This window comes from Clostridium sp. UBA1652 (assembly GCF_002320975.1).
Lineage (GTDB): Bacteria > Bacillota > Clostridia > Clostridiales > Clostridiaceae > Clostridium_T > Clostridium_T intestinale.
On sequence record NZ_DCLI01000036.1, the window covers coordinates 131738 to 157411 of the forward strand.

The following is a 25674-nucleotide window of genomic DNA, read 5'->3' on the forward strand; positions in this document are numbered from 1 at the left end:
TGATGTCTAGCCACTGTACCACTCCCACACGCTGTGTGAATGGGAGTTAGCAGTGGCACGACCCTAGATAANNGTTCAACTAAGATTCAGATGGAGATCAAACCCCACCTGAATCAAGTTTCACTTGATTTAAATTCAAGTATTATATTTACTAATTCAGATCTACTTCCAATCCTTATTGGTGGCCCCCAAGTTCCAAACCCTGATGAAACTATAACATTTAAATTTTCTTTTTTAAGATATCCCCAGTCTATTTCAAATAATCTTTTAGTTATTAGATTACTAGGAGATAACTGTCCTCTATGAGTATGTCCTGATACTTGCAAATCTACCCCTGCATCTACAGCCTCTTGAAGATACTTAGGCTGATGATCCATAACTATTATAGGTAAGTCTTTATTGATGTTTTTTGTTATGTCGCTTAAATCTTTTCTCTTTGTTTCCTGATAACTTCCTCCAGAAACATCATCTCTTCCAACAACATAAAAACTTCCGTTAATCTCTGAATAATCATCTCTAAGAACCTTAACATTATTCTCTTCTAAAATTTTTACAAACTCATCAACTTTTCCACTTATATATTCGTGATTACCAGTTACAGCATAAATGCCTAATGGAGCTTCAATTTGTTTGAAATATTCTCCAACATTTCCTTCTATAAAGGGCTCTACTCTGTCATCTATAATATCTCCAGCTAATAAAACAATATCTGGCTTAACTGAATTAGTTAATTCAACTAACTTCTCCATTCTATTTCTATAACCTACACTTCCTATATGTATATCTGAAGCCATTATTATATTTAACTTTTTCATATCTCCTGCAGTTTTATCAACACTTAAGGTATATTTATTTATTACTGTACTTGATCCACTCCAAGTTCCATATATAAGTACAAAGGCTAATATACAAACTATTACTATCCCCATATAGGTTTTAAAGGTATCATTTACTCCTAAAATATTAAATTTCCAATTAACCAACCTAAATAAATCTACTATTACAATTATTATAATTGAATATAAAAGTACAGCCATATAATAGGAACCTAAATAATTAAACACCCCTGAAATCTTATTAGGCATATATCTCTCCAAAAGCTTACTAACAATGTAACTAAAAGCAAATAAGTAAAATATAACCCAATATATTACCCTATTAATGTCTTTATTAAAAATCCCTACTAATTCTAAACCTCTTATCCCTATGTAATAGTTCAGTAATGTATACACAATAAGCATTGCTGCCACAACTAAAAACATCATCTTTTTATTCAAATTCCTTCCTCTTCTCTATAACGTTTATATTTTAATACTTGCCCAAAAGGGAGCTAATCAGTACACCTAATATGCTCCCTTTTAAATATTCTATAAATTTTTTTCTAATGCAAATGCTAATGAGAAATATTTTAATGCATCTCTTATATCACCCAAATGATAATACATATTCGCCATATCTATATATCTATTATATCTTTCTTCTTTACTTCCAAACTTAAATAATGAGTCCAAAGAAAGATTCATATACATTTCAGCTTCTTTATATTTACCTTGCTTTTGTAAAATACTTCCCTTTAAGTAATATGATTGCTCAATTAATCTTATATTATTACAATCTATTGCTAAATTTAAAGATTCATCTGAAACCTTATAAGCTTCATCATATTCACCATTCTCTATAAAAAGCTTGATGAAATTATTCATAAATTCCACATATCTAACCTTGTTGAATTTAGGAAAAATATTTAAACCTTCATTAAACTCAGCTTTAGCTTTCTCTTTTTCACCTATTTCAAAATAACATTCTCCATAATTACCTTTAGACAAAGCTAAATAAACTGGATTATCCTTTTGATATTCATAAGCTTTTTCTATAAACTCTCCTGCTTCTGGTTTTCTTAATTTAATACAAAGTGTTGCTAGCAGATTATATATTTTCCCTTTACTTATATTGTCTTCAACATAATCTATATATTGAACTACTTCTTTCATATTTTCAAGGGCTTGATTATTATCTTTTAGTTTATAGTAGCATAACCCTTCACTGTAAAGTGCATATGCATATTCACCTTTATCATTTAATCCATTCTCTTTTAGAATTTCTTTAAGCCTTGAATAGTATGATAAAGCTTCCATATACTCTTTGTTATTAAAGAAATATTTAGCCATATCATAAAAATACTCAATTACTTTCTCAGAATTTTTATTACTTTGATGAAGGAAATAATATTGAGATACTATTATTTGTATATTTTCATATTTCCCTTCTTCCAGGTAATAATTAAATAATAAGTGCATTAAATCGAAAGCAAGATCATAATATTTATATGCCTGTGCAAAATCTAGATTATACTTTATCTTACTTTCTATGTCCTTATCTGAGAAAAGACCTTCTTTCAATAATTCTAAATTAGAAATTAACTGCTCCCTAACATCTTTTAATAAATAATCTACATCAATTAAGAGTTTAGATGAAACATATTCTAGGATTTCAATTTCTGCTTTTATCTTCTCATTCTCAATACAACTCATCTTTGATATAGATATTTTATCTCCGCAAAGTTCCTTTAAGGTAATCCCCTTATATATCCTAGCACGTTTTATTTTTTCTCCTGTTGAAAGTATCTCCATTACTTACCACCCATCTGCCATTAATTTCTTAACAACCCAATACTATTAAATATATCAATCCCGTAATCCAAATATTTAGCAGCTTCTTTTTCCCTTTTACTATCCATATAGAATTTCCCTAGCATTATAGCAATTTGTCCTGCTCTCTTATTGCAATCATTATTAATTGCATATTTATATGTATCTATAAGTATGTTTTCAGCTTCATTTTGAATGTCTTTAATTAAGTTAACTCTATACTGTAATAAATTACATTCTATTCTATTTTCATGGTCATCATCCCTAATATGTTTATGTATCTCTTTTATACCCTCTTCGCATTTATCTACATCTTTTATCTTTAAATAGTTTTCACATATGTTAATAAGGGTATTAACAAGTTTCTCATCATTATTACTAAGTCTGATGCCTTTAGCCAAGTTATAATGAATAAAGGATTCTTCAATATTTTCGAATTCATAAAATAGCCTTCCCAAGCTATTTTCTATTTCTGCTATACTGGATATGTCTTCTAACTCTTGATATACTTCTAAAGCTTTTTTAGAATATTTAATAGCATTAATAAGGTCTCCACTTTCACTATATTCATCTGAAAGCAATAAAAGTGTTCTAGCATAATCTTTTTTATTATATATCTTTTGGAATTTTTCCTTAGCTAAAAATGCATAATCTATTGACTGCTTAACATTATCCGTCTTAAAAAATGAATTTGCCATATAATAATATATTTCTCCAAGTAGCTGATCATTACCTATATTATTATCTATATAAACTTTTTCTGCTTGTTTTAAATAGGAGCTTGTAGAATGGTATGCTTTTAATTTTAGTGTTATTTTCCCTAAACAAAGAAATGTCTTAACTACCTCTTCAAAATTATTATTTTTTATAAAGATTACATTAGAAGACAAGAAGTATTGTTGAGCTGCAACCAGTTCATCTTTTAACATATGAATTTTGCCTGTTAAAAACAATATTCTAGCTTTTCTATATTCAAGATTATACTTTTCAGAATAGTATAATCCATTTTCTATATACTTCTCTCCCATAAAATAATCTCCAGATAGTATATATGCTTCAGCTACCTGCTCATAATACATACATATCTTCTCTGCTTGAGTTTCCTCAGATTCCATTAAGTACTCTACAGAGGTTTTTAAAGCATCTGCTAAATATTCTAAAAGATCCATTGATGGATTTGAACGCCCAGATTCAACTAAAGATATCTGTCCTGGAGTTATTCTATCCCCTGCCAAATCTTTTAGAGTCATATTTAACTCTTTTCTTTTTCTTTTAATTTTTTCCCCTAATGAAAGAATTTCCATAAATCACTCTTCCTTCTCTTATATCATTGCTATAGCATTACGAAAATATTAAATTTATTCTAAAAATTTATTTAAATTATACCATATAACCTTATTTTTTAATATATTTTATAAAAAAATTACCTGTTAAAATTTAAATTTTCTACAAAATTCTATGAAAAAGATTTAATTCTGTCAAAAAAAAAGTTCGAGAGAATCTCTCGAACTATTTCATCCATCCCATCATGTCTCCGTAGGTATCGCCTGCCGCATTCATGACTTTTTTGCCAGCTTTTCTAAAAGCTTTTTGTGTTTTTCTATCTAGCTGTGGTAGGACCATCATACCGAAAGCTGCTCCTACTATTGCCCCTGTAGTTATTCCGCTCACAAATTTTCCCATACTACTGCACCTCACTGTAATATTTTATTTTTTTTTGTCGATTATAGTATATGCAGTAATAAATTTAATACTCACTGAAAATTTTGGATTAATTGTTTGTATTATCTAGTGCTTCCTTTGCAAGTTTATCTGCTAAATCATTATATTTATCACCACTGTGACCTTTGATTTTTTTAAAGTTCACCTGTATAAGGTGCATATTTTTTTTCATAAATTCATGATAATATTTAGTTAAATCCTTATTTCTCTGCCAAGTTCCTTTAGCCCAACATTCGATTCCTTGATAATCATAGCATATTGTAATCTCCTTATAATCATTATTAATAGCATATTCAACTGCCTTCATGGAACCCATAACTTCTCCTGCAACATTTCTTAGAGAAATATCTTCCTTTTTATAACCTACGCCCTTATCCTTATGAATTACTTCCCCATCTTTTACAACTACTAATCCATAAGAATAATTGTTTTTAGCTTCCATAAAGCTACCATCAACATATATAAAAACTCCATTTTCAGGCTCTTCACCCTCAACCTTATCCCCTAGATGAAGTGCTATGAAATTTTCTGCCTCTTTTCTATTTCCAAAACTTTTATATATAGCCCCTTTACAACCTATAACTTCCTTTTTACATTCATCCCAGCTCTCAAGAATAAGAGGTAAATTACTCTTACCTTGTGCTACAGCATAAAACTTTCCCATTTTATCCTCCTTACTAAGTCAAAGCCTCAACTACTGAATAAAATTTATCCAAGTTATTTGCTTTAGTAAATCTCTTTACGTACTCTAAAGCATTTTTTAAAACTATTATATTCTTTTCATTACCTGCCCAATTTTCTAATATAACCTCTAGTGGAACATCATTTATTAACTTATTTAATGCAAATAATACTACCGCCATATCATCTATACTTCCCACTATAGGTATTTTATCAAAAATAATATCTTTAGGAACAACAATATAACCAATTGATGCTGCAACTGCTATCTTTGTTTGATTATTAATTCTGTTGTCTTTCATAAGCCTTACTATTAATGCAAGTATATCTGGAACTAATAATATGTAATCCTCAACAGACTTAAACCTCTCAGGAATCTTATTCTCTACATAATCTCTTCCCTCACTATAGTAATCCTTTGTCTTTTCTACGATAACTTCAGTAGAAACAGCCTCCACGTTCTCTTCAATTTTCTCAGTCTCTTCTAAAGTTTTTACTTCTTCTCTTACTTCAGATATTTCCTCTATAACTTCTGATTTCTCCACAAGACTTTTATCCATTAACTTCTTTACTTCTATCTTTGAGTTATATAAATTTACTGTTAGACTATCTTTATCTTGAACTATATTTAATGAACCTAGTCTTAAGAATTTAAAATCTTTAATTAACTCATTTAAGTGTATAATTACAGTATCATTTTCAACTTCAATTCCTAACTTTTTAAAATCAGTAAGTATTTTTCTAAGGATCAACTTTCTTATTGGCTTTATTGCTGGAATACCAAGAGCTTTTAATTCTGATAACCTTATAACTAAATCCTGCTCCCTTACTTCAACAATATTAAAGAAAATCGAAAATTTTATATTAAATAATTTTTTATATGTACCTTTTATTCCTATTTTATTATCTAGCTCTATTGAGTTTATAATCAATCCTTTTAAATCAATTACCTCTCTTAATAAATCTAACAAATCCTCTTTTGTAAGTTTTACTTTTACTTCTGATATGTTCATGGTTCCCCCTACAATTACACATTTTAACTTAATTAAGTATAACTCATATTTGGTCAATTATCCATAACTTACATTACCAAAACTTATGTAATTCATTAGACAATATCTATTAAAAATATATAATTTAAAGTATATAATCGTTAATATTCTAAAAACTGGGGGGCAATTATGAATAAACTAAAGAAGAAAATACTTATAATACCATTAATAACAGCCTTACTTTCTATAGTTTCTCTTATATATGTAGATTTAGGCTTTAACTCTTATGAAAAAAAATCCTATTTAAACTTTAAGGAAGACTTTCAAAGTAGAAATATTCAAAAAGTTGAATTAAATAACACAGATAATATCCTTGTAATTTTAAACTCTGGTGAAAAATATATAACAACTAACCCTCAAAGCCCTGATTTTCAGGAAGAACTTCTAAGTAACGGAGTTATAGTAAAAAGACAAAGTAGCACCCCCTTGGTTAAGACTATCCCTGCTTTAACTTTAGTTGCTTCAATACTTTTTATAGTATTATATTCTGTTAATACTAAGAGATTACCTATAGGATCTTCATTTTCTCCTGAAGATGTTTCAACTGATATGAAGACAAAATATGATTTTTCAAAAGTTGCTGGAAACGATGAAGCTAAAGAAAGTCTTCAAGATGTGGTAGATTTTCTAAAAAACCCTGACAAATACGCACGTTATGGAGCTAGAATTCCTAAAGGAGTCATTTTATATGGCGAACCCGGAACAGGCAAAACACTACTTGCAAAAGCAGTTGCTGGAGAAAGTAATGTTCCTTTTTATGCTATGAGCGGTTCAGACTTTATGCAAATGTATGTAGGTGTGGGCGCTTCAAGAGTACGTTCTGTATTTAAAAAAGCAAGGGATAAAGGAAAAGCTTTAATATTTATAGATGAGATTGATGCTATCGGTAAAAAAAGAGATGGTTCTAAAAACTCTTCTGGTACAGATGAAAGAGATCAAACATTAAACGCCTTATTAACTGAGATGTCTGGATTTACTGAAAAAGAAGGTATTGTAGTTATCGCTGCAACGAACAGATTAGATATATTAGATCCTGCACTATTAAGACCTGGAAGATTTGATAGACATATAGAAGTCTCTCTTCCAGATATAACTGCCAGAGAGCATATACTTAATCTACATCTAAAAAATAAACCCTATAAAGATTTAAATATTAAGGACATAGCTGAAAAAACAGCTTATTTTTCTGGTGCTAAACTTGAAAGTTTAACTAATGAAGCAGCTATATTAGCAGCAAAGGAAGAAACAGAATTTTTAACTAATGAGCATATAAATTCAGCTTACGATATAGTAATTGCAGGTTATGAGAAAAAAAATAGATCTCATATAACTGATTTAGAGAAAAAAATAACAGCTTATCACGAAGCTGGACATGCTCTTTGTTCTTTATTAAAAACACCTGAAGATAAAGTATCAAAGGTTACTATTATCCCCACCACAAAAGGTGCTGGAGGATATACCTTAACAGTTCCTAAGGATAAAGCTTATCAAACTATTACAAATTTAAAAAATAAAATAATGGTTTTACTAGCTGGAAGAGCTGCTGAAGAATTAATCTTTGGGAAAGATAATATTACTACAGGAGCATATGGAGATTTAAATTCATCAACTGAGATAGTTATGTCTATGATATCTGAGTATGGAATGGGACAAAATTTAGGCTTATTAAAAATGTCCTCTTTAGGTTCACTTTCTACTTCCTATGGAAATGTAGTAATTGAAGAAGCTAAAACCCTTTTAGAAGAGCTTTACGAGGATACAAAACTTTTACTTAATGAAAACATGGATCAGCTTGATAAGATAGCTAGAATGCTACTAAAAGAAGAAACTATTTACTACGATGATTTAGTTGCTATGGCTTAAATAAAATGCAGAAGAACTTTTGTACAAAGAGTTCTTCTGCATTTTTTACTTTTCTACCAAGTCTTTGCATGTTTCTTAGGAGAATTCTTTAATTCTTTAATTCTTTACTTCTTCGGAACTTAAGTTCTTTACTTGTTTACTTCTTAAGTTCTTTACTTCTTTGGTGCTTAAATTCTTTACTTCCTTGTTTTATTTTTATATAATGCAAACCCTAATAAGACACCAACAATTAATCCACCTAAATGTCCTAAGTTATCTATATTTGGAAGCATAAATCCTATTACTAGATTGGTTGCTATAACAGATATCAGATTCGTTAAATACCCTTTACCTATTCTACTTCTCTCTTTAAATGCAAAAGCAGCTATTGCTCCAAGCAACCCAAAAATAGCACCAGAAGCCCCTACTGAAAGTGACTGGCTATTCACCATAGATAAAGTTGAGGCGCCTACAGCACTTAATAAATACATAAGTAAATACTTTTTATTACCATATATCCTACTTACTTGGTTTCCAGCATAATATAGAGAATACATATTCACAGCTATGTGTACAATCCCTCCATGTAAAAAAGCTGATGTTATAAGTCTCCAATACTCTCCATAGTTTAATATTGCATAATTAAATTTGGCCCCCATTATATAAAGAACACTATAATCTATATTAACTATACTTTTTGAAAAATAAGCTGATATTAAAAACACTATAACATTAATTGCTATAAGTCCAAAGGTTATAGTAGAATTTTTATCCTCTGAATCTCGAGATGTTTTTTTATAAATAGAATCTATCATCTGTATAAACGGAGTCTCATTATTCCAAGCAGCTACTACTCTCTTTTCTTCTGGAGAAAAATATACATCTCCTTGCTTTAACGGTTCTCCATCATAACTTCCATATATAACCCTAATAAAAAAACCTTCCTCTACAGCTATTTCTAAATCCTTATAAGTTTTATCTACTACTCCTACAGCAAGTTCCCCATTATCAATTTTTAATTTTGCTACCCACTTTAAGTGTTCATTTTCAATCTCTTTTATGTAGAAATTATATTGGTTTACTAAAGTATCAAATAATCTTTTTTCAAAATTCTTCATCTAATAAATTCCTTTCAACTTCTTATAGACTGTTTTTACTTAACCCCATTCTATCATTAAATTAAGTTTATAGATATTTTTTATAAAAAACAAGTGCTGCAAATTATGCAGCACCTAAAATTCTTATCTAATTTCATTTTCAAGCATATCTAATAATTCTTTAAATCTTTCCATAGTCGCATCTATAGGTTCTGGTGTAGTCATATCAACCCCAGCTTTTTTAAGTATATTAATTGGATAATCTGAACCACCGCTCTTTAAGAAACCTATATAGTTTTCTACTGCATCCTTTTCTCCATCTAATATAGAATTAGCAAAAGCAGATGCCGCTGCATAACCTGTAGCATATTGATATACGTAGAAGTCAGTATAGAAGTGTGGAATTCTACTCCATTCACTTTCTATTTCATTGTCAACCACCATATGCTCTCCGTGATATTTTTTGTTTAAATCTAACCATATCTTATTAAGACTTTCTGAAGATAAAGGTTCTCCTTTTTCTATACTTTCATGAGTTATAAGCTCAAATTCTCCAAACATCAATTGTCTAAATACTGTTGTTCTTATTTGCTCAAGTTCTTGATTAATTAGATATAATTTTTTATTTTTATCAGCTTCTTTATTTATAAGATGATGTATTAATAAAGCTTCATTGGTAGTTGAAGCAACCTCTGCACAAAAAATTGTATATGAGGAATAAAAGTGTGGTTGATATTTTCTTGAATAATATGAATGTATAGAGTGACCCATTTCATGAGCTAAAGTTGATACATCATTAATGTCATAATTGTAGTTTAAAAGTACATAAGGCATTGTATCATATGCACCCCAAGAGTAAGCTCCGCCTCTTTTTCCTTTATTCTCATATACATCAATCCAGCCATTATTTATTCCTTCTTTAAAAATGCTTAAGTATTCTTCACCTAATGGTTTTAATCCTTCTAATATTATATCTATTCCATCCTTATATTCTATGTGTTCCTTTGGAACCTCTATAGCAGGAACATATAAATCATACATATGCATTTCATCTAATCCAAGTAACTTCTTTTTAAGTCCTATATATCTATGAAGTAATGGTAAGTTCTTATTGATTGTATTTATTGCATTATGATAAACCTCTAATGGAATGTCGTTAGGTTTTAGAGCATACTCTAGAGAATTTTTATAGTTTCTAGTTTTAGCTCCAAATATAAAGTTTTTTAATGATGCACTTAAACTTGTTGCTAAAGTGTTTTGAAGTCCTTTATATGAAGTATATAGAGTTTTAAAAGCACTTTCCCTTACTTCCCTATTTTTACTTCTAACGAAAGAAGAATAGTTACCTTCTGTTAACTCAACATCATGACCATCCTCATCTTTTATGTTTCCAAAGGTCATATCAGCATTTGTAAGCATATTGTGGATATTATATGGTGCATCTAAACAATCAGAAACTGAAGCCATTAACTCTTCCATTTCTTTTGTAAGAGTATGTGGTTTCTCCTTAAGTATATCTTTAAATAAAAACTCATATACTTTTAGTTCTGGGATTTTATTTATTTCTCCCATTAAAAACTCTTCTGATAATTCTAATATTTCTGGTACAAAAAAAGCTCCATAGCTACCAAGTTCTGAAAGATATGTATCTATCTTATCTTTTAAAACTTGAAACTCCGAATTAGCTGTATTTTCATCACTTCTTAAGTGAGCATAAATTAACAACTTCTCTGCTTTTCTAGATATTACTTCATTTAATTTTAAATATTCTAATATCTTTTCTCCCGTAGTTAACTTCCCAGAAAAATCTTTAAGTTTAATTCCCTCTTCCTTTAAAGATTTGAAGTCATTTTCCCAAGCTGTGGTATCTTCATAAACCTTTTCTATTTTCCATTTATATTCACTAGGAATTTCTTCTCTAAGTTTAACTTTTTTTGTTTCACTCATAAATTTCACCTCTTAGTTATTATTCTTCATATTCTGCTTTTTTATCTTGTATATTTTCAAAAACTTTTTCTATATTATCCTTAATTAAAGTACATAATTCATTTAATATAGCTCTTACTTCTTCATGCTCCTCATCAAAAGGAAATGATATCATCCAAGTTGGATTAAACTCATCATCAACTTCTTCAATGTCATATCCTAAGGTTTCAAAAGCCTCAACATCAAAAAGATCATATACTGCTGAGTATTCCCAATCCTCTACATCTTTATTTACCTGAAAATATAAGTTTACTTCTCCATCTATTACATATAGTTTATTAACATACACAGCACCTTCATTAACTGCATAACTTCCTATCTCTTTCATAAGGTGACCTGTATCTTTATCTTTTTCCATTAATACTAATGCCGAAAAATCCATCTTCAAATACCTACCTTTCACAAATGTTATGATTCTATTATATTGTTTTTTGCCACTTCTATGCAACAACTGTATTTTTATTTTACAATTATTGGAATATTTAAGATTTATTCATTTATTTTTATTCCATTATTTGGTAATATATTTAGAGGAGGTGGATATTATGTTAAATTCTCAAGTTCAAGTCCAAAGAAAATATTCAAAAAAACTTAGAAAGAAAAAAAGGATTTATAAGTTTCATAAATATAAAAAAATTAGACTTCAAAGAAGATTATTAAAAATATTAATAACTTCAATAATGTTAATTACTCTATTTGTCACATTTAAAGCTTTATATATAAGAAATAAATGCAAGGACATCTATTATTCTATAGATTACTACATGACATCCTCTTACTCTAAAGATAACAGGCTCCTACGAGTTAAGGAAATGAATGTACTTTATTCAGATGATAAAACTGCTGTTGTTATTGCCTCAGGTTTAGATGATAAATCACCTCATAAATATTTAACTTATCGAGTCTCTTTATCTAAAACTGAAAAAAAATATTGGAAACTAGAAAATATTGCTTCCGTGGATTAACTTTTTATTGTTGCAAACAATTCGCATTTAGTTATATAATTTAATATATAATTATAAATACAGGAGCTGATAAATTTTGCTAGAAGTTAAAGAACTTTTCTTTTCTTATACTGGAAAAGATCCTTATATATTAAATAACGTTAATCTTAACATTCCCCAAGGTGGATTTTTATCTATAATAGGTGAAAACGGTAGTGCAAAAACTACTTTACTCAAGTTAGTATTAGGACTACTAAAACCTATTAAAGGTATTATAAATACTTCTAATTACTCTGTAGGTTATGTTCCTCAGCGAATGGACAGCTTTAATAGCAGTTTCCCTATTACTGTAAAAGAACTATTAAAAGTTCACGCTAAAACTCTAGGTATTAAAGATAATAAAGCCATAGATGAAGTTTTAAGATATGTTAATATGACCGCTTTTAAAAATAGTCTCATAGGTTCCTTATCTGGAGGACAGCAACAAAGAATTTTTATAGGAAGAGCTTTATTAGGTAATCCAGGACTACTTGCACTAGATGAGCTTTCTTCAGGATTAGATGCTAAAACTCAACAAGAACTTTATGAACTACTTAGAACTTTGAATAAAGAAAAAGGGATTACAATTCTTTCTGTTGAACATAATATTTCTAAAGCTTTAGCTTATTCTACTCATATAATAAACGTTAAAGACTGCTGTGCTAATCTTTATACTATAAATGATTTTAAAAATACAATATATACTCAACAAGTACTTATATAATAGTTAAAGGCACAAAATAATTTTGTGCCTTTAGTTATGTTTTCCTTTATTGTTTTTATCATTACAGTCTTCACATATTCCTTTTAGGGTTATAGAATGATCTGTTATCTTAAAATTTGCTTCTGAGTTAATTAGTTCTTCTATTTGTTTAAATGGGCAATGAACTAATATTTCCTTATTACAAATTTCACATTTTAATCTATGTTTGTGATCATCCTTCTTTAATGAAAAACCATTAACACCTTCTGGAAGGAACACTTTGTCTACAATATTTTTTTCCTCAAATAATTCTAGACTTCTATATATAGTCGATATGTTTACATCTTTATTATGCTCACAAAATATAGAGTAGATATGTTCTGCTGTCATACTTTTTTGGCATTCTTGTAGTATTTTTAAAATATCTATTCTAGCTCTAGTAACTTTTATTTTTTTATCTTTTAATAAATTCTCCCAATTCATACGTTCCCTCTATTGTTACTTTTCTTTTCATTATATCATAAGTATATGTCATTGTATTCAAATTTTTATTATTATGATTACATATTAAACATCATTTTCATTCCAAAAAACATTAATATTATTCCACCTAAATAATCTGCATATTTAGCTACAAAGCTTATCCTTTTAGCATATCTAGATAAGTAAAAAGAAAAGAGACAAAGTATTAATGTTACCCCTCCTATAACTAGTGTATCCATAAGTATAAGCACAGGATTTATTATATCATGTAGTGCTGTGAATCCTACTACTAATGCATCTATACTTACAGACAGTCCTAATATTATATACATTTTAGGATTTAATAAAATACACTCATCCTTACTTTCCATTCCCTCCTTTATCATCATAACACCAACTATAGCGATAACCCCTCCTCCTAATATATTAGGTATGTCTGCTACATAATTATTGAAGAAGTATCCCCCTACAGCTCCCATTAATGATAATAAAAACTGAAACACTCCAAATGATAATGCAAAATAAAATTTATTTTTTCTTTTTACTGCACAATTTATACCTATACTAAGAGAAACTCCAAACGCATCCATTGCTAGAGCTAATGCAATAATTAAAACCTTCTCCATTTCCGTCTAATCTCCTCATTAATACTATCTTTATATAATATTTCACATTAACATAATTATTCTCGAAATTTTTAATATTTTTAATTTCTATTAAATTTATATAGTATAGCACATTTAACTCTTTTTCTTATATTAACTATGTAAATTCTGAGTTTTTTCAACAAAATTCCTTTGACATATTATAATAATACATATATCATATAATAGGATAACATTTAAAAGAAATAGTATAGCACATTTAGAGTGATATACCATTTAATATAGGGAGGAAAAAATGGCTAATTGTATTATTGCACAATCTGGCGGACCAACGTCAGTAATAAATTCTAGTGTTGTAGGTTTAGTTGAAGCAAACCATAATTTAAATGCATTTGATACTGTTTATGGAGGACTACATGGAATTGAAGGTATCTTAAATAAAAAATTTATTAACTTAAGTGATGTATCACAAAGTAAATTAGATATATTTAAGTACACCCCATCTTCTGGCTTAGGTTCTTGTAGATATAAATTAAAAAGTCACACAGAATCCCTTGAAGAATATGAAAAATTAATGGAAATATTTAAAGAATTAGATATAAAGGCCTTTTTCTACGTAGGTGGAAATGATTCTATGGACACAATTTCAAAATTAAGCGCCTATGGAAAAGAATATAATATAGATATAAAGTTTATAGGTATTCCTAAAACTATAGATAATGATTTAATGTATACTGATCATACCCCTGGATTTGGTTCTGCTGCAAAGTTTATCTCTACTACAGTTTTAGAAACAAATTATGATGCTTCTGTTTATATGAATAACGGAATATTCATTTTAGAAACTATGGGAAGAGATACTGGATGGCTAGCTGCTTCTGCTGCTTTAGCTAAAGAGAATGGTTCTTCAGCTGCTGATTTTATATATTTACCTGAAAAACCTTTTGTTGTAGGAAAATTTCTAGAAGATGTTAACACTCGTTTTAAGGAAAAAAACAGAGTTTATGTGGTTGCATCCGAAGGTTTAATAAATGAACAAGGTGACTTTTTAGCTCAAATTAACCCACTTGGTTCACATGATAACTTTGGACATGCTCAGTTGGGTGGTGTAGGAAATTACCTAAAATCCACAATTGTTGATGCTGGTATTACAACTAGAGTTAAAGCATTAGAGCTTGGAATACTTCAAAGATGCTCTATGCATTCAGCTTCTGATCTTGATATTGATGAGGCTTACCAAGTAGGCTATGATGCATTAAAGTATGCTCTAGAAGGCTTAACAGGTATGATGGTTGCTATAAAAAGAGAGTCTAATACTCCTTACGAATACTCAACTTTCCCTATAGAGACTACTAAAGTTGCTAATAAAGTTAAGTATTTCCCAAGTGAATGGATTAATGAGGCTGGAAATCATGTAACTGAAAAAGCCCTAGACTATTTAAATCCTTTGATTTCAGGTAATCCTTCTTTACACTTTGAAAATAGTCTTCCAAAGTATAAAGCTTTTAACAAATAAACCCACTTTAAAAGGTGATGGATTAATCCATCACCTTCTACTTATAATTTTTTGCAATATACTCTAATATATTTAAAAACCTCCATACTTCATCTAAGGTATTATAAACTCCAAAGCTTACTCTTACCATACCTTCCTTTACTCTATGAGGATTCCTAAAATGTTCTTCAATAGTTTCATTATCTATATTTAATAATCTTTGGACATATGGCTGAGCGCAAAAACATCCATTTCTGACACTAATCCCTCCAAGCTCAGATAAAAGACTAGCTACGTGCCCATGCCATAAACCTCTTACATTAAAAGCCCCTATTCCTAATCTATTGCCATCATAATATGGATATCCATATATATCAATATTACCAATATTATTCAATCCTCTTAATAGTTCTCTTGTTAGCCACTCTTCTCTTTTTTCTATTGTCCTATAACTAATTTTATTAATTTCATCAATTGCAGCAAGTAAAGCTATTACACCTAAAAGATTTGGAGTTCCAGCTTCATCTCTACTAGATCCTTCCCCCCAAATAACATTATCATCAGTTACAAAATTTACAGTTCCGCCACCCTTATAATCAGGCTCTCCATGTATAAACCCTTCCTTCAAAGCTACAATAACGCCTATTCCAAAAGGTGCATACATTTTATGAGCTGAAAATACCAAGTAATCTATCTCTTCCCCAGGCTCTAATCCTGCCATATTAACTCTTTCATGCGGAATAAGTTGAGCTCCATCAACTATGATTTTACCACCGTATTTGTGAACTAATTTAGCTATCTTATTAACCGGATTTACATATCCAGTTACATTTGATGCTCCAGTAATAGTTAAATATTTAAATTGTCCTTCATTTTCTTTAAGCTTTTTTTCTATATCATCTACTGATAATCTTCCGTATTCATCCACCTCAATATAATCTAATCTGCATTTTCCTCTCCATGGCAAATCATTTGAATGATGTTCCATTCTAGTGCTTATAACTAAATCATTTGGGGAAGTTATCAATCTATTTGATAACTTATTTAGTCCTTCTGTTGCATTTTTTACATATATTACTTCATAATCTGTCCTACCTGATAAAGAAAATAATTCAAGAATTTTTTCTCGAGACTTTTCATATATATCTGTGCTTACTTTAGATTTAAACCCTTCCCCTCTAGAAACGCTTCCGTAATAAGGTATAAAATTATTTACACTTTCTAGAACTTTTTTAAAAGCAGGAGTGGTAGCTGCATTATCAAAATTTATTGATTTTGTGAATTTTCCATTGTTTATTCTTACAGTTTCCTCTATACCAATAAAGGTTTCTCTTATTCTTTTATCTTCAGGATACATGCTCATTACCTCCTTATAAACATCATATTCTTATGAAAAACTTTTGTTGAATTAAAAGTTCTAATAAATAAATTAATTTCATAATCTTTAATAATAAAATAGTTTCTAAGGAGGTATACAATGGTTCCAGCAGATAAATATATGAGTGATGACCTTGTTTTTGAAGTGTTTAGAGATCCATTAAGTTTAATGATGTTTTCCAAAGGGTTTTCTTCTACCATAACAAAATCTAAAGATTTAATAGGAGAGTTTAATGGCAAAGTATTCTCAAGCTCTGCCCCAAATACTATAGTAACTGATATTCCTAATACTTTTTCATTAATAAGAAGTTTAGATGAAGATGATGACTTAGATTTTCGTCAAGATAACTCAAAAGAAACTGATACAGTTTTTGATATAATAGAAAATGACTATCAAAGTATTATTTCTAATTTTAGATCCTATAAAATGCCTGATCATATGATTAAGTTATTTACTAAAAAAATAATTTCAATAACATTGGAACATCATAATAAATCACTTATTAATTATTTTGAAGAAAAATAAACATAGAAATAAACTTCTAAGAACATAATAAAGTTTTTTATAAATTAAGCACCCAATATTCTTTTTATTGGATGCTTAATTTTTTTATCTACTCATATTGTGTTGTTTGATTAAATCATGTGAGGATAGTATAATGGTATAAGTATTTTTATTTTCCATAAAGGAGTATTAACTATGATTATTTTAGGTTGTAAAAATCTTGAAAAAAGTTATGGAACGAAGGTTGTTTTAAATAAAATAAGTTTTTCTATAAATGAAGGGGATAAAATAGGTATTATAGGTGGAAATGGTGAAGGCAAGTCTACTCTATTTAAGATTTTAACTGGTCAACTTTCTGCCGATTCAGGTGATGTGTTTTTAGATAAAAATAAAACTCTTGGTTATCTCTCTCAGCATCTAGAACTTTCTGAAGAAAACACAATTTATGATGAGACTTTAACAGTTTTTCAAGAACTATTAAATATAGAAGAAAGACTTTTAACCTTAGAAGAAAGGCTAAAAGAACCCTATGATGAATCTAACTCTTCTTATCATGACAAATTAATTAATGACTATACAACTCTACAAGATATTTATTCTCATAGAGGTGGATATACATATAAAGGTGAAATCTCGAGAGTTTTAAAGGGATTAGGCTTTACAGAAAATGATTTTAATAAATATATTTCTACTTTAAGTGGTGGACAAAAGACCAGAATTGCTTTAGTAAAACTGCTTCTAAGAAACCCAGACATATTACTCTTAGATGAACCTACAAATCATTTAGATTTAGATGCAATAGAATGGTTAGAAGAATACCTATCTACATATAAAGGCACTATTTTAGTTATATCCCATGATAGATTCTTTTTAGATAAAGTAACTGCTTCCACCTTTGAAGTAATTCAGGGCACTATATATTGCTATAATGCATCCTATACTAAGTTTTTAGAACTAAGAAAAAAAGATCAAGAAGCTAGAGCCAAAGCCTATAATCTTCAACAAGCAGAAATTAAAAGACAAAAAGAAATAATAGATAGATTCCGTTCTTTTAATAGAGAAAAAAGTATAAGAGCTGCTGAAAGTAGAGAAAAGGCTTTAGATAAGATTGAACTACTTGATGCTCCTGAAAAAGAGAAAGAAGCTTCTAGAATTAGTTTTGAAACTAAAGTAAAAAGTGGTAATGATGTACTACATATAGAAAACTTAAAAAAAGCTTATGGTGATAAGGTTTTGTTCAATAACCTTTCAATGGATTTAAGAAGAGGAGATAAAGTTGCTTTAATCGGAGAAAATGGAAGAGGTAAAACTACTTTATTTAAGATAATTTTAGAGAAAATAAAAGCTGATACAGGAGTTAAAGTAATAGGCAGAAATGTAGAGGTTGGATATTACGATCAAGAACAATCTGATCTTAATCTTGATAATACAATTTTAGATGAAGTATGGAGTGAATTTCCAGAGCTTACTACTTCGGAAGTAAGAGGTGCTTTAGCTGCATTCCTTTTTAAAGGAGAGGATGCCTTTAAGAAAATCCATCTCTTAAGTGGTGGAGAAAAATGTAGAATTAATTTACTTAAACTTATGCTAGCTAAGGACAATTTTCTTCTTCTAGATGAACCTACCAATCATTTGGACATAGTTTCTAGAGAGGCCTTAGAAGATGCTATCTTAACCTATGATGGTACTCTTATGGTTATATCTCATGACAGATATTTCTTAAATAAAGTCATAACTAAAATTTATGAGTTGAAGGAAGATGGAATAAAAGAGTATTTGGGTAACTATACTTATTATAGCGAAAAGAAAAGTAATCCTAATAGATTTGAGTCTATACTTGAAGATTCTCAAGGAAAAACTAAAACCCAAATAAGAGAAGAAAGAAAAAAGAAAAAGGAAATAGAAAAAGAATCTAAAGCTATAAAAGTAAGACTGCAGACTATTGAAAAAGAAATAAGTCAAGCTGAGGAATTGCTATTAGCTTTACAGGAAAAGCAATGTTTACCTGAAGTGTTTTCTAATGGTGATGAAATTGTAAAAATCAATAAAGAAATTTCTGAAACTCAAGATAAGATATCCTCTCTTTATGAGGAATGGGAAACTCTTGTAGAAGATTAGAAAAGCAGGATATATTCCTGCTTTCTTTATATTCCAGTATGTCCAAAACCGCCACCACGATTTTCACCTATAGCTTTAGGGTTTTCATGCTCTATAAAATTTGCTCTCTTATATTTACAGAAAATCATCTGAGCAATTCTTTCTCCTTTTTTTATGTATATACTTCCATAAGGATTATCATTTTTATCTAAGTAAATTTTGTTATTTAAAATACTACAATTGCTATTACTCTTAACTATCTCTGATAAACTTACTTCTCTATATTCTTTCTCTAAAACCTCTATTAATTCAGGAGATTTCATTATTTCATAAGGCAAGTTTTCTATACTATAGTTATTTTCTATTATTACCCCAACATTATCTCTATAATCAGCATCTATAGTTCCAGGTGAGTTAGGAATCCTAAGTGTTGTTTTTAATGATAAACCGCTTCTTGGCCTCACTTGCGCTTCACAATCCTCTGGTATTGCCATAATAAAATCCAGTGATAACACCTTAATTTCTCCTGGTCTTATTACTAAGTCACTAGCTGCATATAAATCACAACCTGCTGCATTAATAGACCCATATTTAGGTATAACCCCATTCTCTCCTAGCTTAATATATACATCAATATTATTTTCCATATCATATACCTCTTTTCATTAAAATACATATAAAATTGTATATTAAAAAAGCTTTTTATTCAATAAAATAAGCACAGTTTAAAACTGCGCTTATTTCAATATAGTATAAAATTATTACCAGAAGAAGCCAAATCCACAGAAGCCAAATAAAAGTATTAATGCTAGCCATCCTAAACCGTCATCACAGTTATTATTACAATTACATCTGTGTCTATTTATTACTGATGGGTTAAGTCTATTTACTACTGTAATAGTTGAGTTTCTTGTATTTCCATCTATATTTACTTCATTCCAAGGAATATAGCATGGTTTTTGGAAATAGTTTCTATCAATTATTTGGATAACTCTATATGATCCTTCTTCTAAATTATTAAAAACTACTTTCCCTTGACAATCTGTTACTTCACATTGAACTAATTTAGGGCAATCTCCAAGCCTATAAAGATTTACTTTAACGCCTTCTAAAGGTTCTCCATCTTGAGTTCCAAGTTTAGAAAATACAGTTATTGTTCCTCTTCTTGTTGGTGGAACTGGGCATGGATTTGGTATTGTATCATTTGTGTCCTCACAGCTATTAACTGTTTCCTCACATGGACTGTATCCATCGTATATATTATAGTATCCGTCTTGATGATTGTGACTCATTTTAATTCCTCCTTAGGTTTACTTTCCCTACATATTATGATTAAACTACAGCTTTGGTGTCTAAAATTGGCGATAAAAAAATGCCGTACTATATAAAAGTACAGCATTTTTTTATTTAATTATTTGTTTATTTCTTCATACTCTACATCAACAACATCCCCATCTTCATTATGTTGAATGTCATTAGCTTGATTACTATTATATCTATAGTTACTTGAATTTCTTTCTCTCTTACTATATTTCTTTCCTTTTATAAGTCTATATAACCATAAAACAGCTATAATAATGATTATGTATGGAAGTAAGAAAGCTACAATGTTTATTACTCCTAATATTACAACTATAGTTAGTATTATATAGACAATATTACTAAAACCTCTTCCCATATAGATCATCCTTTTCTTATTATTTATATAATTATTATATCACATTTCATGGTTTTTAAAAACCTTTATCTACATGGTACTTATTTATTCAGCTACTCCAACTACACCTTCTCTTAGCATAAACAGAGCTTTATTATACATTTGTGGTTTAGAGAAAAAATATCCTTGTATAATATCACATTTGCAATCTTTAAGGAATTCTAACTGCTCTTTTGTTTCTACTCCTTCTGCGACTACCTTTATTTCTAAATCGTGAGAAAGATTTATTATTGTTCTTATGATATATTCGCTTTTTTTATCTACTCCAATACCTACTATAAAAGATCTATCTATTTTCAAGATATCTATAGGAAGTATATTTAAATAATTTAATGAGGAATATCCTGTTCCAAAATCATCTAGAGCTATAGAGAAACCTCTTTCTTTTAATCTCTCGAGAATAGTTACATTTCTTTCAGCCGATTGAATTAATACCGTTTCTGTTATCTCAAATTCTATATAAGAAGGATCTATATCCCACTTACTAGCTTCAAGATTTATAAATTCTAATAATGACTCGTCTCTTAATTGAACTTCTGATAAATTTATTGATAGCTTAAATTTTTTATTGGTTTCATTTATCATGGTTCTACATCTTTCCATGGCTTCTTTTATAATATACTTCCCTAATTCAATAATTATACTGGAACTTTCAGCTATTGGTATAAACTCTGCTGGAGAAACTACTCCTAATTCTTCGCTATTCCATCTTACTAAACATTCAAAACCTTCTATACTCTCATCATTACTTCTAACTTTAGGTTGCATTACTAAATACAATTCTTTATTTTTTATAGCATTTCTCAAACCTTTTTCAATTAAATATTGCCTGTTTATAGAGTTGAGTATGTCCATATTGAAATATCTATATGTGTTTTTACCTTCATTTTTAGCACTATACATAGCCACGTCTACCCTCTTTAATAAGGTTTCTAAATCCTCACCATCTTTAGGATATAACGCTACTCCCATGCTAATAGTTGTGTAAATCTCTTTATCTCCGACTCTTATGCAATTCCCTAAGTCCTCTATTAATTTTTTCAAATAGGTATTTAATAGATTTAAGTCTAAAATATTTCTTTTTAATATTATAAATTCATCTCCGGCATAACGAGATGCAAAACTATCAGCATCTCCATTTTCTTTTAATAAACTTCCTATTTTTCTCAGTACTTTATTTCCAATTTCACTTCCAAATGCATCATTAATATATTTAAAATTATCTATATCTATAAATATTAATGCTATATTTTCGTAAGTATCTTTTATCTCCATAATAATACTATTAGCTTTTTGCTTGAAAAGATGTCTATTTGGTAAACCTGTTATTTCATCATGTAGTTTTATATATTCTATCTTGGTTTCTTGCTCTTTTTCATGGGTTATATCAAAAATAACCACACTTATATTATATTCACCATGACTATTCTTTTGACCTTTGCCTTTTATGGATAAATATTTCTTTTTGTTATCTTTAGTATATAACTCACTAAACAAGCTAAATTCTTCTTGTTTTTTATATAAAATATAATCATCTAAAACATACTGCAAAGCTTCTTTATACTCATCTGAAAACATTGATAATAAAGTTTTATAATTTATATCCTCACTAATAAGCCATTCTTTCTTTATAATTTCTGAAATATATAATACTTTATTTGATTCATAAACCTCTATTAACATTGCATTTAAAGAATCTAGGGTTGTCTTAAACCTATAATAATAGTGATCTTTCTCATTATTTAAATTATAAGTTTTTTTCACTAACAATTTATATATTTCGAAAAATACAAACCCTAAAATCACTATCATTAATATGCTATTAAGCATACTATTTTTATAAATATAAGTTATTATAATAGAAAATAATATACAAAAACCTATAAATGCACTTCTAAAATTAATTCTACCCACGTAAGCACCACCAATTGCATTTATTCTTTATTACTCTAATTAATATTTCGTTACTTTTTATAATTTCTAAAGTGTCTATATTGTTTTATTATAAATTAATATTAAAAACTTCTTATAGTTTTATTTACTAATTTTAATATTTAATATTTTTTACTCAATAGTACATACTATAAAAATGAAATGGAGGTAATTGAGATGTCAAAAATAAAGTTTCTAATATTATTCATAGTTGCTCTACTTTTAAATTCTAATATAGTATTTGCAGAAGAATTATCCAAAGAAAATCCTCAAAAAACCATATACTTAACATTTGATGATGGCCCTACTAAACTATCGAATGATATCTTAGACATTTTAAAAGAAGAAAATGTTAAAGCTACCTTCTTTGTTATCGGAGAACAAATTAAAGACAATAAAGAAACCCTCATACGTATGAACAACGATGGTCATAGTATAGGTTTACACTCTTATACTCATAAAAGAGAAAACCTTTATTTAAGTAAAGCTTCTTTTTTATCAGAAATGAAAAAAACTCAGTCTGAAATCAAGGACTTAATAGGTCTAGAAACAAATATATTAAGATTTCCTTTTGGTTGCAATAATATTAGCTATAAAATTAATAACTCTATGGTTGAATTATTACATGAAGAAAACTTAAAAATTTATGACTGGACTCAAGATAGTGGAGATGGCGCTAATTATACTCTTGAACCAAATAAAATATTTAAAAATTCAATTAGTGAAAAAGATTCAATCATCTTATTACTTCATTGTAGTAATAAACATAAAAATACAGTAAAAGCACTTCCTTATATTATTAAATACTATAAAGAAAAGGGATATACTTTCAAAACTATAGATGAACAAACCAAAGAACAGTTCCATATAATTAAATAAATCAATAAATTGAGTGTTATTTAAATGAAGGAATTAAGTAGAAATAAAATGGTAGATTACGCATATAAATATGCTTTAATTCCAAATGATAAATATGTTTATTTAGGGTCTAAAAGCACAGGTGGAAATGATTGTTCCAATTTTATATCTCAGATAATGCATTTTGCTGGTGCTCCTATGAGATATATTTCTCCTTATTGGTACTATAAATCTGATAAAGATTATTCAGTTTCGTGGTCTACTGCACACAGTCTATTTTGGCTTTTAAGAGAGAATTTAGAGTATTTACACCAAGGTCCTAAAGGAGTACTTATTAATGATGATTCAATAGAAATTGGGGATCTAGTATTTTTCCAACACAAAAACGGACATGTTTTCCATTCAGCTATAATCACATCTTTCACAACTAGACGAGAACCTCTAATAACACAACATAGTATTGATGCTATTAACAAAAAAATTAATCCAGAATATTTTTTATTAAATATGTATTTTATGAGAATATATATCTAATAAATTAAAGGTAGATTAAAAGATTTATTAATCTTTTAATCTACCTTTTTAAGATAATTTTTCAATTAACTTAATATATTTATCCTGTGTGCCATTCTTTTTTGCATTTTCTTCAAACTCTAAAGATTCTTTATCTAATTTGTCTAAAGTATCCTTAGATAAATTATTTATAGCGTATTTATATAATATGTTATCCTCTTTATCAATATGCCTTTGTAAAAGATGTGTGTATGATATAGCATTAGCTATTATATCAAGTTTAGCATCTTCGTCACCATCTTTGTATCTCTTAAGTGCCTCTTCTAAATCTCTAACATACATTCTTCCCATATCATGCTCTACTAACATACCATATCTAATTGTTTTTTTAATAGCTTCCACACATTCTTCTTCCATCTTATTAAATAACATTTCTTCTTCTTTTCCGTGATGATGTTTATCTGCATAGTTTCTAATGAAATCTATTATTTCATTAAATACATTTAAATCAAAAGCTTCATTATTTAAAAGCATATTACAATACTTTCTTGTAATAACAAGCATCTTTTTGATATTCTTATGTTCATCTACCATAATATCAATTGCATTCATACTTATCACCTATCTTCTATAAATTTCTCTTACATTATCAGCTGTTTTTCTAAATCCAAAAGCTTCATTTAATCCATTTACAAAAGCTTCTATCCAGAAATCTCTTGCATCATAAAACCATTGTACATTTCCGCCTTCTGCATTCCAATAATCCTCATGAACATCTAGTGTTGTTTCCCATGATAGTTTTACTTCTGAGTTTTCTAATATCTCATTAGCTCTATCACAAGGCATTCCATCTAAAATATAGTTATTTAATGCTGTAAATATTTCTGCTGAATCTTCTACACTAGCGCCAGTCTCTAAATATTCTTTAGCTGCCTTATCCCCTTGAGCTTTATAAGCTTCTTTTATAGAATCTAGGAACCCTTCCCCTAATTCATTTACACCCTTAGTAATAAAGGCTGCCTGTCTTCCTTCTGCTGAAGCTATTTTCCCTTGTAGCCATCCATGAATATTAGATGTATCTATCATATCTTCTAAAGGTTTATCTTCTGTTGGTTTTCCATATTTGTTATATATATCTTCTCTCCAACTATTTAAAGGAAGATTTTTTTCTTCTATTACCTTTTCTACTTCTTTTTCTAAACCTTCAAACCAAACTATTTTATTAAATAACCAAAAATGAACTTTTCCTAAAAATAAACTCATTCTATTCAACCTCTTTCCTTGACTTCTTTAATCATAGTATAATTCATTCTCAAATTTTTATCAGTAACATAGGTTACAAACAAAAATTGCTTTTTAGTCAAGTACCACCGGCTCA

Annotated in this window: 26 protein-coding genes; 8 read left to right on the top strand and 18 right to left on the bottom strand. The window is 28.7% G+C overall.

Annotated features, from left to right (window positions below):
- Positions 1-113: 113 nt before the first annotated feature.
- The 6 genes from B3N22_RS05915 to B3N22_RS05940 all read right to left on the bottom strand — a co-directional run bounded on the left by B3N22_RS05915 (position 114) and on the right by B3N22_RS05940 (position 6064).
- Entirely contained in the window at positions 114-1277 is a 1164-nt protein-coding gene (locus B3N22_RS05915) for a metallophosphoesterase (RefSeq protein WP_286905414.1), read from the bottom strand.
- A 90-nt stretch (positions 1278-1367) separates the two neighbouring features.
- Positions 1368-2630 carry a tetratricopeptide repeat protein gene (locus B3N22_RS05920; protein WP_286905416.1) on the bottom strand — a complete coding sequence of 421 codons (1263 nt, stop codon included), beginning with the start codon at positions 2628-2630 and terminating at the stop codon, positions 1368-1370.
- A gap of 20 nt (positions 2631-2650) precedes the next feature.
- Entirely contained in the window at positions 2651-3952 is a 1302-nt protein-coding gene (locus B3N22_RS05925; protein WP_286905417.1) for a helix-turn-helix transcriptional regulator, read from the bottom strand.
- 205 nt (positions 3953-4157) lie between these two features.
- Positions 4158-4331, bottom strand: coding sequence for a hypothetical protein (locus B3N22_RS05930; protein WP_021802943.1), 174 nt, complete (start codon positions 4329-4331; stop codon positions 4158-4160).
- 88 nt (positions 4332-4419) lie between these two features.
- The gene (locus B3N22_RS05935) at positions 4420-5034 is read right to left on the bottom strand and encodes a ribonuclease H1 domain-containing protein (protein ID WP_073017950.1); all 615 of its coding nucleotides are present in this window, start codon (positions 5032-5034) and stop codon (positions 4420-4422) included.
- 13 nt (positions 5035-5047) lie between these two features.
- Positions 5048-6064, bottom strand: a complete 1017-nt coding sequence (locus B3N22_RS05940; RefSeq protein WP_286905421.1) for a YkvA family protein — start codon at positions 6062-6064, stop codon at positions 5048-5050.
- 168 nt (positions 6065-6232) lie between these two features.
- Here B3N22_RS05940 and B3N22_RS05945 point away from each other — a divergent pair, with 168 nt between their 5' ends.
- Complete coding sequence (locus B3N22_RS05945; RefSeq protein WP_073017952.1) at positions 6233-7966, top strand: ATP-dependent metallopeptidase FtsH/Yme1/Tma family protein; 1734 nt, start codon at positions 6233-6235, stop codon at positions 7964-7966.
- Positions 7967-8142: 176 nt separating this feature from the next.
- Here the strand turns inward: B3N22_RS05945 and B3N22_RS05950 are convergent, their stop codons facing one another.
- The 3 genes from B3N22_RS05950 to B3N22_RS05960 all read right to left on the bottom strand — a co-directional run bounded on the left by B3N22_RS05950 (position 8143) and on the right by B3N22_RS05960 (position 11410).
- The gene (locus tag B3N22_RS05950) at positions 8143-9063 is read right to left on the bottom strand and encodes a rhomboid family intramembrane serine protease (RefSeq protein ID WP_286905424.1); all 921 of its coding nucleotides are present in this window, start codon (positions 9061-9063) and stop codon (positions 8143-8145) included.
- A 123-nt stretch (positions 9064-9186) separates the two neighbouring features.
- Positions 9187-10989 (bottom strand): oligoendopeptidase F, encoded by a 1803-nt coding sequence (gene pepF, locus B3N22_RS05955; RefSeq protein ID WP_286905426.1) that lies wholly within the window; start codon positions 10987-10989, stop codon positions 9187-9189.
- 19 nt (positions 10990-11008) lie between these two features.
- The gene (locus B3N22_RS05960) at positions 11009-11410 is read right to left on the bottom strand and encodes a DUF6762 family protein (protein ID WP_286905428.1); all 402 of its coding nucleotides are present in this window, start codon (positions 11408-11410) and stop codon (positions 11009-11011) included.
- Positions 11411-11573: 163 nt separating this feature from the next.
- Here B3N22_RS05960 and B3N22_RS05965 point away from each other — a divergent pair, with 163 nt between their 5' ends.
- Positions 11574-11993, top strand: a complete 420-nt coding sequence (locus tag B3N22_RS05965; protein WP_238903137.1) for a hypothetical protein — start codon at positions 11574-11576, stop codon at positions 11991-11993.
- A 76-nt stretch (positions 11994-12069) separates the two neighbouring features.
- Positions 12070-12735, top strand: a complete 666-nt coding sequence (locus B3N22_RS05970) for a metal ABC transporter ATP-binding protein (RefSeq protein ID WP_073017958.1) — start codon at positions 12070-12072, stop codon at positions 12733-12735.
- Between the two features lie 30 nt (positions 12736-12765).
- Here the strand turns inward: B3N22_RS05970 and B3N22_RS05975 are convergent, their stop codons facing one another.
- Together B3N22_RS05975 and B3N22_RS05980 are read right to left on the bottom strand one after the other, a co-directional pair.
- Positions 12766-13197 (bottom strand): Fur family transcriptional regulator, encoded by a 432-nt coding sequence (locus B3N22_RS05975; protein WP_073017961.1) that lies wholly within the window; start codon positions 13195-13197, stop codon positions 12766-12768.
- 77 nt (positions 13198-13274) lie between these two features.
- On the bottom strand, positions 13275-13823 hold the full coding sequence (locus tag B3N22_RS05980) for a manganese efflux pump MntP (RefSeq protein WP_073017963.1): 549 nt from the start codon (positions 13821-13823) through the stop codon (positions 13275-13277).
- Between the two features lie 274 nt (positions 13824-14097).
- Between B3N22_RS05980 and B3N22_RS05985 the strand changes: the two genes are divergently transcribed.
- On the top strand, positions 14098-15318 hold the full coding sequence (locus B3N22_RS05985; protein ID WP_286905432.1) for a 6-phosphofructokinase: 1221 nt from the start codon (positions 14098-14100) through the stop codon (positions 15316-15318).
- Between the two features lie 37 nt (positions 15319-15355).
- On the opposite strand, the gene B3N22_RS05990 is transcribed toward B3N22_RS05985, so the two are convergent.
- The gene (locus B3N22_RS05990) at positions 15356-16654 is read right to left on the bottom strand and encodes an aminotransferase class V-fold PLP-dependent enzyme (protein ID WP_286905434.1); all 1299 of its coding nucleotides are present in this window, start codon (positions 16652-16654) and stop codon (positions 15356-15358) included.
- Between the two features lie 120 nt (positions 16655-16774).
- Here B3N22_RS05990 and B3N22_RS05995 point away from each other — a divergent pair, with 120 nt between their 5' ends.
- Both B3N22_RS05995 and B3N22_RS06000 read left to right on the top strand, forming a co-directional pair.
- The gene (locus B3N22_RS05995) at positions 16775-17200 is read left to right on the top strand and encodes a hypothetical protein (RefSeq protein ID WP_073017967.1); all 426 of its coding nucleotides are present in this window, start codon (positions 16775-16777) and stop codon (positions 17198-17200) included.
- Positions 17201-17374: 174 nt separating this feature from the next.
- Entirely contained in the window at positions 17375-19297 is a 1923-nt protein-coding gene (locus B3N22_RS06000; RefSeq protein ID WP_286905437.1) for an ABC-F family ATP-binding cassette domain-containing protein, read from the top strand.
- 26 nt (positions 19298-19323) lie between these two features.
- On the opposite strand, the gene B3N22_RS06005 is transcribed toward B3N22_RS06000, so the two are convergent.
- The 4 genes from B3N22_RS06005 to B3N22_RS06020 form a co-directional block, all read right to left on the bottom strand.
- Entirely contained in the window at positions 19324-19923 is a 600-nt protein-coding gene (locus tag B3N22_RS06005; protein WP_073017973.1) for a dUTP diphosphatase, read from the bottom strand.
- A 114-nt stretch (positions 19924-20037) separates the two neighbouring features.
- The gene (locus B3N22_RS06010; RefSeq protein WP_021802958.1) at positions 20038-20568 is read right to left on the bottom strand and encodes an MSCRAMM family protein; all 531 of its coding nucleotides are present in this window, start codon (positions 20566-20568) and stop codon (positions 20038-20040) included.
- 119 nt (positions 20569-20687) lie between these two features.
- Positions 20688-20954: a hypothetical protein gene (locus B3N22_RS06015; protein ID WP_286905440.1), complete on the bottom strand. Its 267-nt coding sequence runs from the start codon at positions 20952-20954 to the stop codon at positions 20688-20690.
- Between the two features lie 84 nt (positions 20955-21038).
- Entirely contained in the window at positions 21039-22907 is a 1869-nt protein-coding gene (locus B3N22_RS06020; protein ID WP_286905442.1) for a putative bifunctional diguanylate cyclase/phosphodiesterase, read from the bottom strand.
- Positions 22908-23102: 195 nt separating this feature from the next.
- On the opposite strand from B3N22_RS06020, the gene B3N22_RS06025 reads away from it, so the two are divergent.
- Together B3N22_RS06025 and B3N22_RS06030 are read left to right on the top strand one after the other, a co-directional pair.
- On the top strand, positions 23103-23804 hold the full coding sequence (locus B3N22_RS06025) for a polysaccharide deacetylase family protein (RefSeq protein ID WP_286905444.1): 702 nt from the start codon (positions 23103-23105) through the stop codon (positions 23802-23804).
- 24 nt (positions 23805-23828) lie between these two features.
- Positions 23829-24317, top strand: coding sequence for an amidase domain-containing protein (locus B3N22_RS06030; RefSeq protein ID WP_286905447.1), 489 nt, complete (start codon positions 23829-23831; stop codon positions 24315-24317).
- A gap of 48 nt (positions 24318-24365) precedes the next feature.
- Here the strand turns inward: B3N22_RS06030 and B3N22_RS06035 are convergent, their stop codons facing one another.
- Together B3N22_RS06035 and B3N22_RS06040 are read right to left on the bottom strand one after the other, a co-directional pair.
- Entirely contained in the window at positions 24366-24908 is a 543-nt protein-coding gene (locus B3N22_RS06035) for a hemerythrin domain-containing protein (protein WP_286905449.1), read from the bottom strand.
- Positions 24909-24917: 9 nt separating this feature from the next.
- Positions 24918-25559, bottom strand: a complete 642-nt coding sequence (locus tag B3N22_RS06040) for a hypothetical protein (protein WP_286905451.1) — start codon at positions 25557-25559, stop codon at positions 24918-24920.
- Between the last annotated feature and the right edge of the window lie 115 nt (positions 25560-25674).

What these genes read in the sequence shown, in the direction of transcription:
- B3N22_RS06025 (WP_286905444.1), top strand. Translation starts at nt 23,103, where the DNA reads ATGTCAAAAATAAAGTTTCTAATATTATTCATAGTTGCTCTACTTTTA.
- B3N22_RS06040 (WP_286905451.1), bottom strand. Translation starts at nt 25,559, where the DNA reads ATGAGTTTATTTTTAGGAAAAGTTCATTTTTGGTTATTTAATAAAATA.
- B3N22_RS06035 (WP_286905449.1), bottom strand. Translation starts at nt 24,908, where the DNA reads ATGAATGCAATTGATATTATGGTAGATGAACATAAGAATATCAAAAAG.
- B3N22_RS05995 (WP_073017967.1), top strand. Translation starts at nt 16,775, where the DNA reads ATGGTTCCAGCAGATAAATATATGAGTGATGACCTTGTTTTTGAAGTG.
- B3N22_RS05985 (WP_286905432.1), top strand. Translation starts at nt 14,098, where the DNA reads ATGGCTAATTGTATTATTGCACAATCTGGCGGACCAACGTCAGTAATA.
- B3N22_RS05930 (WP_021802943.1), bottom strand. Translation starts at nt 4,331, where the DNA reads ATGGGAAAATTTGTGAGCGGAATAACTACAGGGGCAATAGTAGGAGCA.
- B3N22_RS06005 (WP_073017973.1), bottom strand. Translation starts at nt 19,923, where the DNA reads ATGGAAAATAATATTGATGTATATATTAAGCTAGGAGAGAATGGGGTT.
- B3N22_RS05990 (WP_286905434.1), bottom strand. Translation starts at nt 16,654, where the DNA reads ATGTATCCTGAAGATAAAAGAATAAGAGAAACCTTTATTGGTATAGAG.
- B3N22_RS05920 (WP_286905416.1), bottom strand. Translation starts at nt 2,630, where the DNA reads ATGGAGATACTTTCAACAGGAGAAAAAATAAAACGTGCTAGGATATAT.
- B3N22_RS05950 (WP_286905424.1), bottom strand. Translation starts at nt 9,063, where the DNA reads ATGAAGAATTTTGAAAAAAGATTATTTGATACTTTAGTAAACCAATAT.
- B3N22_RS05935 (WP_073017950.1), bottom strand. Translation starts at nt 5,034, where the DNA reads ATGGGAAAGTTTTATGCTGTAGCACAAGGTAAGAGTAATTTACCTCTT.
- B3N22_RS05965 (WP_238903137.1), top strand. Translation starts at nt 11,574, where the DNA reads ATGTTAAATTCTCAAGTTCAAGTCCAAAGAAAATATTCAAAAAAACTT.
- B3N22_RS05940 (WP_286905421.1), bottom strand. Translation starts at nt 6,064, where the DNA reads ATGAACATATCAGAAGTAAAAGTAAAACTTACAAAAGAGGATTTGTTA.
- B3N22_RS05980 (WP_073017963.1), bottom strand. Translation starts at nt 13,823, where the DNA reads ATGGAGAAGGTTTTAATTATTGCATTAGCTCTAGCAATGGATGCGTTT.
- pepF (WP_286905426.1), bottom strand. Translation starts at nt 10,989, where the DNA reads ATGAGTGAAACAAAAAAAGTTAAACTTAGAGAAGAAATTCCTAGTGAA.
- B3N22_RS05975 (WP_073017961.1), bottom strand. Translation starts at nt 13,197, where the DNA reads ATGAATTGGGAGAATTTATTAAAAGATAAAAAAATAAAAGTTACTAGA.
- B3N22_RS06015 (WP_286905440.1), bottom strand. Translation starts at nt 20,954, where the DNA reads ATGGGAAGAGGTTTTAGTAATATTGTCTATATAATACTAACTATAGTT.
- B3N22_RS05945 (WP_073017952.1), top strand. Translation starts at nt 6,233, where the DNA reads ATGAATAAACTAAAGAAGAAAATACTTATAATACCATTAATAACAGCC.
- B3N22_RS06030 (WP_286905447.1), top strand. Translation starts at nt 23,829, where the DNA reads ATGAAGGAATTAAGTAGAAATAAAATGGTAGATTACGCATATAAATAT.
- B3N22_RS05925 (WP_286905417.1), bottom strand. Translation starts at nt 3,952, where the DNA reads ATGGAAATTCTTTCATTAGGGGAAAAAATTAAAAGAAAAAGAAAAGAG.
- B3N22_RS05960 (WP_286905428.1), bottom strand. Translation starts at nt 11,410, where the DNA reads ATGGATTTTTCGGCATTAGTATTAATGGAAAAAGATAAAGATACAGGT.
- B3N22_RS06010 (WP_021802958.1), bottom strand. Translation starts at nt 20,568, where the DNA reads ATGAGTCACAATCATCAAGACGGATACTATAATATATACGATGGATAC.
- B3N22_RS06000 (WP_286905437.1), top strand. Translation starts at nt 17,375, where the DNA reads ATGATTATTTTAGGTTGTAAAAATCTTGAAAAAAGTTATGGAACGAAG.